The sequence below is a fragment of the Burkholderia sola genome, assembly GCF_905400185.1.
Classification (GTDB): Bacteria; Pseudomonadota; Gammaproteobacteria; order Burkholderiales; family Burkholderiaceae; genus Burkholderia; species Burkholderia sola.
In genome coordinates, this window is record NZ_FR989676.1 from 1948111 (window position 1) to 1959195 (window position 11085).

The 11085-nt window shown below is 67.1% G+C and carries 8 protein-coding genes; 6 read left to right on the forward strand and 2 right to left on the reverse strand.

Annotation, left to right across the window (positions count from 1 at the left end):
• Positions 1-540: 540 nt before the first annotated feature.
• Positions 541-1875, forward strand: coding sequence for an NAD(P)/FAD-dependent oxidoreductase (locus KR541_RS25275; RefSeq protein ID WP_089489476.1), 1335 nt, complete (start codon positions 541-543; stop codon positions 1873-1875).
• Between the two features lie 60 nt (positions 1876-1935).
• Entirely contained in the window at positions 1936-3030 is a 1095-nt protein-coding gene (locus KR541_RS25280; protein WP_089489475.1) for a potassium channel family protein, read from the forward strand.
• Between the two features lie 119 nt (positions 3031-3149).
• Here KR541_RS25280 and KR541_RS25285 read toward each other — a convergent pair whose 3' ends face one another.
• Positions 3150-4337, reverse strand: a complete 1188-nt coding sequence (locus KR541_RS25285) for a GGDEF domain-containing protein (protein ID WP_089489474.1) — start codon at positions 4335-4337, stop codon at positions 3150-3152.
• Positions 4338-4511: 174 nt separating this feature from the next.
• Complete coding sequence (locus KR541_RS25290) at positions 4512-5420, reverse strand: LysR family transcriptional regulator (RefSeq protein ID WP_050011877.1); 909 nt, start codon at positions 5418-5420, stop codon at positions 4512-4514.
• A 143-nt stretch (positions 5421-5563) separates the two neighbouring features.
• Between KR541_RS25290 and KR541_RS25295 the strand changes: the two genes are divergently transcribed.
• The 4 genes from KR541_RS25295 to KR541_RS25310 all read left to right on the forward strand — a co-directional run bounded on the left by KR541_RS25295 (position 5564) and on the right by KR541_RS25310 (position 10651).
• Positions 5564-6436 (forward strand): NAD(P)-dependent oxidoreductase, encoded by an 873-nt coding sequence (locus KR541_RS25295; RefSeq protein ID WP_213346372.1) that lies wholly within the window; start codon positions 5564-5566, stop codon positions 6434-6436.
• Positions 6437-6490: 54 nt separating this feature from the next.
• A complete protein-coding gene (locus KR541_RS25300; RefSeq protein WP_050011875.1) occupies positions 6491-8008 on the forward strand; it encodes an aldehyde dehydrogenase family protein in 1518 nt (505 codons plus the stop codon).
• A 48-nt stretch (positions 8009-8056) separates the two neighbouring features.
• Entirely contained in the window at positions 8057-9391 is a 1335-nt protein-coding gene (locus KR541_RS25305; RefSeq protein ID WP_050011874.1) for a DUF3100 domain-containing protein, read from the forward strand.
• 69 nt (positions 9392-9460) lie between these two features.
• Positions 9461-10651: a M20 aminoacylase family protein gene (locus KR541_RS25310; RefSeq protein WP_050011873.1), complete on the forward strand. Its 1191-nt coding sequence runs from the start codon at positions 9461-9463 to the stop codon at positions 10649-10651.
• Positions 10652-11085 lie beyond the last annotated feature (434 nt).

The window sequence follows — 11085 nt, forward strand, 5'->3', positions numbered from 1 at the left end:
CAAGCCGAAAAAACAGGGCCGGTCGATCGCGCCGGATCGGCCGCTGCTCGGGTAGCCGGAAGCGATTGCCGCAATTGCTTGTTGACCGGCGCCGACCGCGCATGACATGGCTAGATGCCCGACATGGAGCGGGCATGGTTTGCCGTTGCATTGGCAGTCCTGATTGAATAAAAAACGCCGAATGTTTGAGAGGACGATTGCATCGAGCGTCGAGCCCATTCGAAGCAGCCGTTCGCGTTGCGCTCCGCGGCTTCGCATCGTCGAATGGAATTTCCGCAACGGCGTTGGGTGTGGGCGCGCCGGTGTCGGTCGACGTTTTCATCGCTACCGGTATCGATGCGCAAGCGACGGCAACCGTCAATGCAATGCGCGGCTCCGGCGCCGTGGCTTCGGCAGACCCGCGCGACCGCCGTCGGCGTCAATGCGATGGTGGGCCTCGACGGGATGGCCGAATGACGGTTTCCCGCCATTTATCGCTTCATGCGACGACGTTGCCGCGATAAGCTTTGCCGGCCATGCATTGACACTCGACAGAAAACAATGACCACCACCTATCCGCTGCACGACGCATTGAGCCACGCCGATACGGCGTTTCCGCCCGAAGCCGACGTCGTGATCGCCGGCGCCGGCATCATGGGCTGCGCGGCTGCTTACTACCTCGGCCTGCGCGGCCTGAAAGCCGTCGTGCTCGACAAGTCGCGCATCGCCGGCCAGCAATCGACGCGCGCGTGGGGCTTCGTGCGACAGCAGGGACGCGAATCCGCCGAAGTGCCGCTGATGATGGCCGGCATGCGGATCTGGGAAGGCCTGGAGCAGGCGCTCGGCTTCGATCTCGAATGGCGGCAGGGCGGCTGCCTCTACATGGCGGACAACGAAGACGACTGGGCGTCGTTCCAGGCGTGGCTCGCCGTGGCGCGCGAGCACGGGCTCGACACGCGCACGCTGACGCGCGCGCAGATCGACGAACGCGTGAATGGGCTGTCGACGCACGCGCGTACCCTCGGCGGCTTGTATACAGCGACCGACGGGCAGGCCGAGCCGCGTCGCGTGGCCGCCGCCTTCGCGGCGCGCGCGACCGAGGCCGGCGCGCGTTTCTTCGAAGGCTGCGGCGTGACCGCGATCGAGACGGCCGGCGGTGCGGTCGTCGGCGTCGCGACCGAACGCGGCACGATCCGCACGCGACGCGTAATCTGCGCGGCCGGCGCGACCAGTTTCCGGCTACTCGACGGCGTCGGCATCCGGCTGCCGCAGCAGGCCGTGCGCGGCACCTGCATGCGCACCAACGTGGTCCCGCCGGTGACGGCGGCGACGGTGTGGGGCCATGGCCTCGGCATCCGGCAGCGCAAGAGCGGCGCGATCAATCTCGCCGACGACATGCAGGTCGACGTCGATCTGACGCTCGGCCATTTGCGCGGATTGAGCCTCTTCTGGCCGCAATTCTGGTCGCAGCGCGACAAATTCCGGCTGCAACTGGGTGCGTCCGCGTGGCGCGACGTGCTCGCCCGCATCAACGGCTCGACCGGGCCGATCGAGCCGCGCGATCCTCAGCCGCAGCCGAATCGCACGCATGCGCCGCACGCGCTCGCGAAGCTCAAGGCGATCTTTCCCGCGCTGAAGGATGCGCAGATCGTCGAGGCGTGGGCCGGCCTGATCGACGTGTTGCCCGACGGCATCCCGGTGATCGATGCACCCGGCACGCCATCGGGGCTCGCGATCGCGACCGGGTTCTGCGGGCACGGTTTCGCGATGGGGCCGATCGTCGGCCGGCTGCTCGCCGAATGGATCGACACGGGCGCGCCGTCGCTCGACCTGTCGGCGTTTCGCGCAAGGCGTTTCGTCGACGGGACGATGGTGCGGCCGCGCAGCATGCTGTGACGGCCGGGCGCATGCGTTCCCGTCGTAGAATCGAGCCCGCATCCTTCAGGAGATTCCCCGTTGGCCACGCCATCCGATCAGCGCCGCTCGTTGCGCATGCGCCTGCGTCGCGCCCGCAATCCGTGGCAGGCGCCGCGTGCGCGCACGTTGTTCACACGCCCCGCGACGTCGCCGCGGCGCACGCTGCTGTTCCGTCTCGGCGCGGTCGTGCTGTTGTGCATGCTTGCGTTCCTCGTGCTGTATCTCGATCGCGACGGCCTGCGCGATTCGACCAAGAGCACGCCGATGACGGTCGCCGATCTCGTGTACTTCACGATGGTCACGGTCGCGACGGTCGGCTACGGCGATATCGTGCCCGTCACGGCGCGGGCGCGCCTGCTCGATGCGTTCTTCATCGTGCCGATCCGCATCGGCATCTGGTTCATTTTCCTGGGCACGGCGTATCAGTTCGTGATCCAGCGCGTCATCGAGGAATTCCGCATGAAACGCCTGCAGAAGCAACTGTCCGATCACATCGTCGTGTGCGGTTATGGCCTGTCGGGGTCGATCGCGGTGCGCGAGCTGCTGGAAAGCGGCGTCGATCCGGCGACGGTGATCGTGATCGATTCGCAGCAGCAAGCTCTCGAGGCGGCGACGTCGCTCGGCGTGACCGGATTGCTCGGCGATCCGGCGCACGAGGATCTGCTGCAGCAGGCGCAGGTGCGCGCGGCGAAGGCCGTGATCATTTCGGTGACCGACGATCCGACCGCGATCCTGCTGACGCTGTCGGTGCGCAGCATCGCGCCCGATACGAAGATCGTCGTGCGGATCCAGGAGAACCTGTACCAGCGGCAACTGCGGCAGGCCGGCGCGGATGTGATCGTATCGTCGACGAAGATCGGCGCGCTGCTGCTGGCGGATGCGGTCCATAGCCGCTACATCGTGCCGTTCGTCAACGACATGCTGTCGACGCGCGGGCGCGCGACGCTGCTGGAGCGCGAGGCGTTGCCGCATGAAATCGGCTGCCTGACGAACATCGTGCCGGGCGCGATCGTGATCGGGCTCGATCGCTGCGGGAAGATTTATTCGTTTTACGAGGATCCGCCGTGCAGGATCGAGGCGGGCGACACGCTGGTGGTGATTCAGTCGGCGCGGATTCCGGATCCGGATGTTTGAGGGCGTTTTGAGTTTTGATAACTCAATGGATTGACTGTTTTTATTTCAGCTGAATTGCCGGATATAGCCATCCTGGCCTGCAACGATATCCGGAGTCGGGCCGCAAGGGCTCCATTCTTTCAAAACACTGCTGCATGTCCGGTGTGTTCGCCCGTTGCGTGGACGAGACGATTTCCGCCGAGCGATTTTGCTCGATACAGTGCCTGGTCGGCAACCGAGAGCAAGTGGGTAAGCGAAGCCGTCTCATGATCCGACTCGGCCAGGCCAATGCTTACGGTAGCGCGAATGCGATTGCCGTCAGTGCCATGCGATATCGCCGCGAACCGGTTTGCGATGGTCTCTGCCACCGTTCTTGCGCGGTGGGTGTCGTAACCTGGCAGCAGCGCAGCGAATTCTTCGCCGCCGATGCGCGCGAGAACCACGCTCGTCTCTGCGTCGACAACGGATCGAACCGTATCCGCGAATGACTTCAATACCTCGTCGCCGGTTTGGTGCCCGAAGCGATCGTTAATTCTCTTGAATTGATCGAGATCAAATGCAAGGAGAGCGACAGGTAGCCGACGTATCCCGTGCTCGTGGATAACCCGGTCTCCCTCTTCGAAAAACAGCCGGCGATTCCCCAGGCGAGTCAAGTAATCGGTACGGGACTCCTGCAAGAGCTCGCCATGAATTTCTTCCCGTGTCAGGCGGAGCAACGTCATCGGCAAAATAACGGAATAAAGGACCCCTTCGTACATGGTGATTTTGCTGGCAATCGATTGTGCGCCGGCTCCAAAGACCGAGATCAGCCATGGCAGGGCGAATGCTCTGGTGGCATAGAACAGGGCGTGGATTCCCGTCACCGCCACCGCGACGCGTCGGGATTGAACCGCTGGAATGCCATCGCGTCGCGTGAGCTCGAAGGCCGTCATGGCGGAGACGAGCGCGATCGGGATTGCGCTGACATAGAGCCAGATGACCGTCTGAGAGGACGCTGTAGAGGCTGTCCATGTCAGCCCCATCAAGAGAAGCAAACCCGTTGAGCTTTTGACATACCGTCGGCCATTGAACATTGCCACGGCGTGCAGAACCAGCAGATAGCCACCCAGAATCACGAGGTTGCTCACGGCGGCGCCAGCGGCGCCCAGCAGTTCGCGCCGAAATGTCGCGAGTGCGCAGCCGCCACCGAGTGCCGCATATCCAATCGCCAGCATTCGCAGTTCGTTGCCGCGCTTGGGATGTGAAATATGTTCCCAGTACGTCATGGCGGAACTGGCAAGCAACGTTCCGATCGCCAGCAGGTAGAGGGTAGCTAGATCGACTGTCATTGCCGACGCCAAGGCGAGTCCCCGCCACGACGAGGAAAGGTTGAGGGAATACCGAGATAACGGCAGACGCGTCGAATTCTTGAAAAAAGTCCGGTCCGGATCGCCAGCGGCGAAAACCCGCGTTTCCGACAGGGGTGGTCAGGCGTCGCGAGGAGGAGTCGGGCCAGCCCCCCGCTAACGAAACGCCCGCATCTGCCCCGTCATCATCTGCAGCATCTTGTTCGCGGCCACCGACAGCTTGCGTCCCACGCGCGTGACCATGTGCGCCTCGGCGTTCTCGAGGATCGGATGCGCGATGTCGATCGCGAACAACTCCCTGGCCTGCAGTTCGGCCGTCACCGCGAACGCCGGCATCACCGCGATGCCGAGCCCCGATTTCACGAACTCCTTCAGGATCGCGAAGGAATTGGTGGTGACGACCGGCGTGAGCCGCACGCGCTCCGCGTATTCCACGGCCTCCATCATCTGCCGCGTGCCGTAGGACGGGTGGGTGGCCGCCAGCGGGTAGGTGGCGAGCTGCTGCACCGTCAGCACCTTGTGGCTGCGGCGCGGGAAGTCGGGGCCGACGATCGCCATCATCGGCTGTCGCTTCGACGCGCGCGACACCAGCTTGGGCTCGGCGGGCGGGTTGTAGACCAGGCCGATCTCGCCCTCGTCGTTCGAGATCTTGCGGATCACGTCGTTGGTGCTGCCCACGTCGAGGTTGACGCGGATCCCGGGGAACTGCCGGCAGAACTGCTGCATGGGCCCGGCCAGCAGGTCCGACACGAAGCCCTCGCCGAGCACCAGGCTGACCTGGCCCGTCTTCAGCCCGCGCAGCTCCTGCAGGCGCGAGATCAGGTCGTCGCGGTGCGCGAGCTGCTCGCGGAAATACTCGATCACGCAGTGTCCCGCCTCGGTGGGCGTCACGCCGCGCGCGTGGCGCTCCACCAGGGTGGCGTCGAGCTCCTTCTCCAGCAGCCCGATCTGGCGGCTCACGGCCGACGGCGCCACGTCGAGCCAGTCCGCCGCGGCGCGAATCGTGCCGCAGCGCACGGCCTCGTAGAAATAGACGATCCGGCTGTCGGTCAGGGTATCGCTCATGATTCGGGTGTTCTAAAAAAGAGAACAATATCAATATTGGCGTTGATTGATTATACGGGTCGCCGGACCGAACATCGTTGCCATGCAAGGCGGGTGCAAGCTGATGCGCCGGCCTCGAACCAACAGCTATCGGGAGTCGTCGGATGAAAACGGTGGGCGTGATCGGTCTGGGCAACATGGGGCGCGGCATGGCGGGTTCGCTGCGGCGCGGCGGCTACACGGTGCTCGGCTACGACGCGGCGCCCGGCGTGGCGCTCGCGCTGGCCGGGCAGGAAGTGCTGTCGGCGCGCGATTCGGTGGCCGGGATCGCGCGCGACGCCGACGTGCTGCTGCTGTCGCTGCCGACCTCGGCGGTGGTCGAGGCGGTGGTGCTGGGCGCGGGTGGCGTGCTCGAGAACGCAAAGCCGGGCAGCATCGTGATCGACACCACCACGGCCGATCCGGACAGCACGCGGCGCGTGGCGGCAGCCCTGGCCGAGCGCGGCATCGGCTTCGTCGACGGCCCGGTGAGCGGCGGCCCGAAGGGCGCGGCCACCGCCACCATGACGATGGTGCTGGGCGGCTCGGACAGCGATATCGCGGCCATCGAGCCGATCCTCGCGGCGATCAGCGCCAAGCGCGTGCATGTGGGCCCGGTGGGCGCCGGCCACGTCACCAAGCTGCTCAACAATCTGCTGACGGGCGTGCACTTGCTGGTCGCCAGCGAGGCGGTGCGCACCGCGCGCGCGGCCGGCGTCGATCCGGAAAAGCTAGTCGACGCGCTCAACGGCGGCTCCGGCCGCAACAGCGCGACGCTGACCAACTACCCGACCTGGATCTTCAACGGCAAGTTCGATTCCGGTTTCACGATGAAGCTGATGCGCAAGGACGTGCGGCTCGCGCTGGGGCTGCTCGACCAGTTCGGCAGCGTCGCGCCGGTGGCGCGCGAGGCCGCGCGCGTGTGGGCCGCGAGCGAGGGTTCCGTCGCCGACGGCGAGGACTTCAACCGCATCGTCGACTTCGTCGATCCTGCCTGAGGCCGGGCAGCCCGCGCCACGATTCCGCTCGACCCACCTATACGGAAACCCGACATGACCCAGCACGCAGATCAGTTGCTTGCCGCCTTCGCCCATTTTTTCCCCGGTGCCGCCACGATCGGCTCGTATATCGACGGCGAACTCGTCGCCGGCCAGGGCGACACGATCCAGCTTGACGATGCGGCGACGGGCGAGGCCACGCTCGCCTATCGCGACGCCGGCGCAGCCGTGGTCGACCATGCCGCCGAAAGCGCGCGCCGCGCGCAGCGCGAATGGTGGGCGCTCACGCATGCCGCACGCGGTCGCGTGATGCAGGAGGTGGCGCGCGCGATCCGCGCCGAGGCCGAGGCGATCGCGAGGCTGGAGGCGCTAGGCTCGGGCAAGCCGATCCGCGACTGCCGGGGCGAGGTGGCGAAGGTCGCCGAGATGTTCGAGTACTACGCGGGCTGGACCGACAAGTTCTACGGCAGCGTGATCCCGGTGCCGACCTCGCACCTCAACTACACGCGCCGCGAGCCGGCCGGCGTGGTGCTGCAGATCACGCCGTGGAATGCGCCGGTGTTCACTTGCGGCTGGCAGGTGGCGCCCGCGGTGGCGATGGGCAACGGCGTGCTGCTCAAGCCCTCGGAGCTGACGCCCTTCACGTCGCTGGCGGTCGCCAGACTCGGCGAGCGTGCGGGGCTGCCGCGCGGCCTGGTCAACGTGCTGGCCGGCTTCGGCCACACCGCCGGGCAGGCCGCGATCGCGCATCGCGTGGTCAGCAAGGTGGTGTTCGTCGGTTCGCCGGCCACCGGCGCGCGCATCGCCGAGGCCGCCGCGCGCCGCGTGCTGCCCTGTGTGCTGGAGCTGGGCGGCAAGTCGGCCAATATCGTGTTCGCCGATGCCGACCTCAAGCGCGCCGCGCTGACCGCCCAGGCGGCGATCTTCGCCGGCGCGGGCCAGAGCTGCGTGGCCGGCTCGCGTCTGCTGGTGCAGCGCGCCGTCTACGACGAATTCGTCGCGATGGTGGCGGCCGGCGCGAAGAAGATCCGTGTCGGCGCACCGCTCGACGAGGCGACCGAGGTGGGCCCGATCAACAATCGCAAGCAGTACGACCACGTGATGTCGATGATCGCGCGCGGCGTGGCGGCGGGCGCCACGCTTGCCAGCGGCTCGGCCGAGCGCGTCGGGGAAGGCCGCGGCGGCTACTTCGTGGCGCCCACCGTGCTGGCCGGCGTGTCGAACGCGATGGACGTGGCGCGCACCGAGATCTTCGGGCCGGTGGTGGCGGCCATCCCGTTCGACACCGAGGAGGAGGCGATCGCGATCGCCAACGACACCGACTTCGGCCTGGCCGGCGCGGCCTGGACTACCGACGTGGCGCGTGCGCATCGCGTGGCCGCGCAGGTGAATGCCGGCACCTTCTGGGTCAACGGCTACAAGACCATCAACGTGGCTTCCCCGTTCGGCGGCTACGGCATGAGCGGCTACGGCCGCTCGAGCGGGGTCGAGGCGCTGTACGAATACACGCAGACCAAGAGCGTGTGGGTCGAGACGGCCGAAGCGCCGCCCACCGCGTTCGGTTATTTGTAATCACCGGCCCGCATGCGACGGCAGCCGGGCTTCAAGGGGAGACTCGTCATGGAACACGCACTGGGTATCGAGCGCCGCGAGCTGGGCGGCGCGGCCACCGCCAAGGTCCTGCTTTACGCGGCCGGCATCCTGCTGGTCGCCGAATGGATCGGTTCGTTCACGTTCAAGCTCGGACCGGGCAAGGTCGTGCTGCTGCCGATGATCTGGGCGCTGCTGCTCGGCGCCGCGGTCGGACTGGCCAGCGCGCGCTGGAACAGCAGCGCGCGCCTGAGCGTGCCCGACCAGTTTTTCGCGGCCGCGATCCTGCAGCCGGCGCTGTTGCTGTTCGTCTCCAAGCTCGGGTTGATGGTGGGCAGCGCGCTGCCCAAGCTGGCGTCCGCGGGCTGGGCGCTGGCCTTCCAGGAATTCGGCCACTTCGTCGGCACCATCCTGCTCGGCCTGCCGCTTGCGTTGCTGCTCGGCATCAAGCGCGAGGCGATTGGCGCGACCTTCTCGGTGGGCCGCGAGCCGAGCCTCGCGATCATCGGCGAGAAGTACGGGATGGATTCGGCCGAAGGCCGCGGCGTGCTGGCCGAGTACCTGACCGGCACAGTGTTCGGCGCGGTGTTCATCGCCGTATTCGCGGGTTTCGTGAGCAGCCTCGGCATCTTCGATCCACTCGCGCTGGCGATGGGCTCGGGCGTCGGCTCGGGCAGCATGATGGCGGCCGCGTCGGGCGCGATCGCCGCGCAGCAGGACCCGGAGACGGCGAAATCGGTGCTCGCGTTCGCCGCGGCCAGCAACCTGATCACCACCACCATCGGTACCTACTTCACGCTGTTCATCTCGCTGCCGCTCGCGGTCTGGGGCTATCGCGTGCTGGAGCCGCTGATCGGACGCACCACCAAGGCATCGGCGCAGCCCGAGGCGGCCAGCCCGTCGCTGGGCGACGTGCGGACCGAGGCGCCCGCGCTCGGCTACGGCGGCAAGCTGCTGGCCTGGATCGTGACGGCCGCGATGGCGCTGGTGTGCGACTGGATCGCCCACGGCACCACCCCGCTGGCGGGACTGCCGGGCATCGCGATCATGGTGTGCGCGACGATCGTCGGCGATGCGCTGGCGCGTGTGACGGGGCGGCGGATTCCGGCGGTCTGCTGGGTATCGGTGGTGGCGATGTTCCTGACCTCGCCGTGGTCCCCGTGGGCATCGCAGATCGCCGCGCTCAGCTCGCACAACGATTTCCTCGGCGTGACCACGCCGATGCTGGTGTTCGCGGGGCTGTCGATCGCCAAGGACATCCCGGCCTTCCGCCGGCTCGGCTGGCGCATCGTGCTGGTGTCCTTCGTGGCCAATGCCGGCACCTTCATCGGCGCGACCCTGGTGGCGCAGCTGTTCCATATCTGATCCGATGCGTCGCGGCGCGGCCCGCCGCCGTGCCGCGACGCAACGACCGACAAGAGCGCTTCCTTCCGCATGACACTGATCGATTCCATCGTCGCGTACGCCGACGAACTGACGGCGATCCGCCGCGATATCCATGCCCATCCCGAGGTGGGCTACGACGTGTTCCGCACCGCCGAACTCGTCGCCGAGCGGCTCGAGCAATGGGGTTACGCCGTCACGCGCGGCGTCGGCCGCACCGGCGTGGTCGGCACCTTGAAGCGCGGCGGCAGCGCGCGCGCGATCGGCCTGCGCGCCGACATGGATGCGCTGCCCGTGCACGAGGCCAACACCTTCGCGCATCGTTCGACGGTGCCCGGCGCGATGCATGCGTGCGGCCACGACGGGCATACCGCGATGCTGCTGGGGGCCGCGCGCCATCTGGCGCGGCATGGCGAGTTCGACGGCACCGTGCAGTTGTTCTTCCAGCCGGCCGAGGAGGCGGGCGGCGGCGCGCGCGCGATGATCGAGGACGGCTTGTTCGAGCGTTTTCCGGTGGATGCCGTGTTCGGGCTGCACAACTGGCCCGGCATCGCGGCCGGCGATTTCGCGGTGCGGCCGGGGCCGCTGATGGCGTCGACCAGTCTGTTCCGGATCGACTTGCGCGGCGCCGGCTGCCACGCGGCCATGCCGCACCTGGGCCGCGATCCGGTGTTCGCGGCGGGACAGGTGCTGAGCGCCCTGCAGGGCATCGTCACGCGCAACCGCAATCCGATCGACGGCGCGGTGCTGTCGGTCACGCAGGTGCATGCGGGCGAGGCGATGAACGTGGTGCCGACCGATGCGTGGCTCGGCGGCACGGTGCGGACCTTCTCCGAGGCGACGCTCGACCTGATCGAGACGCGCATGCGCGCCGTGGCGGCCGCGACGGCCGCGGCCTTCGATTGCGAGAGCGAGGTGGATTTCCAGCGCCAGTATCCGGCCACCGTGAACGACGCCGGGCAGACGGCGGTGGCGGTGACGGTGATGCGCGAGCTGGTGGGCGACGCGCATGTGAACGCAGCCGTCGATCCGACCATGGCGGCGGAGGATTTCTCGTTCATGCTGCGCGAGAAGCCGGGTTGCTATGCATTCCTCGGGAACGGGGCGGGCGATCATCGCGAGCATGGGCATGGCGGCGGGCCTTGCCTGCTGCATAACGCCAGCTACGACTTCAACGATGCGTTGTTGCCGGTGGGCGCGAGTTATTTCGTGAAGTTGGTGGAGCGGGTTCTGGCGCGGTAGGGACGCGGTGGCGACTTTTCGGAGGCGATCGCCAACTTGGCGGCACCTCGTTCGCCGGTATCGGGCAACACGGCGACGAATTCCTCATCGCGTAGCGTGTGGCGAGATCGTTGCTCCGCCGCGTATGCGCGCGGATGCATCGAACATCGACCGAAAGCGCATGCAGTCACGCGTTCGAGCGCATGTCCGGACCTGCGCCGACGGCATATCGACGGGGGCAGCGAGCGCGGCCGCGTTTGACGCGAGCGTGACGCGAAGGCCGCGACGAAGCGATGATGATGCAAGTCAAGCATGGTTGCCCGGCTCGATCGCGAGGGGTAGTCGGCCGTGCTTTATCTTCCTCTCGCCCTTGGACAGTGGCGGCCCCGCGACAGCGCTGGATGTGTGTTCGCGGCAGGTGTTATATTGCGCGCGCATGCGCCCCGACCGATGAG

Bases quoted from the DNA above. Each gene is read 5' to 3' on its own strand.
- KR541_RS25275 (WP_089489476.1), top strand. From the start codon at position 541: ATGACCACCACCTATCCGCTGCACGACGCATTGAGCCACGCCGATACG.
- KR541_RS25285 (WP_089489474.1), bottom strand. From the start codon at position 4,337: ATGACAGTCGATCTAGCTACCCTCTACCTGCTGGCGATCGGAACGTTG.
- KR541_RS25290 (WP_050011877.1), bottom strand. From the start codon at position 5,420: ATGAGCGATACCCTGACCGACAGCCGGATCGTCTATTTCTACGAGGCC.
- KR541_RS25295 (WP_213346372.1), top strand. From the start codon at position 5,564: ATGAAAACGGTGGGCGTGATCGGTCTGGGCAACATGGGGCGCGGCATG.
- KR541_RS25300 (WP_050011875.1), top strand. From the start codon at position 6,491: ATGACCCAGCACGCAGATCAGTTGCTTGCCGCCTTCGCCCATTTTTTC.
- KR541_RS25305 (WP_050011874.1), top strand. From the start codon at position 8,057: ATGGAACACGCACTGGGTATCGAGCGCCGCGAGCTGGGCGGCGCGGCC.
- KR541_RS25310 (WP_050011873.1), top strand. From the start codon at position 9,461: ATGACACTGATCGATTCCATCGTCGCGTACGCCGACGAACTGACGGCG.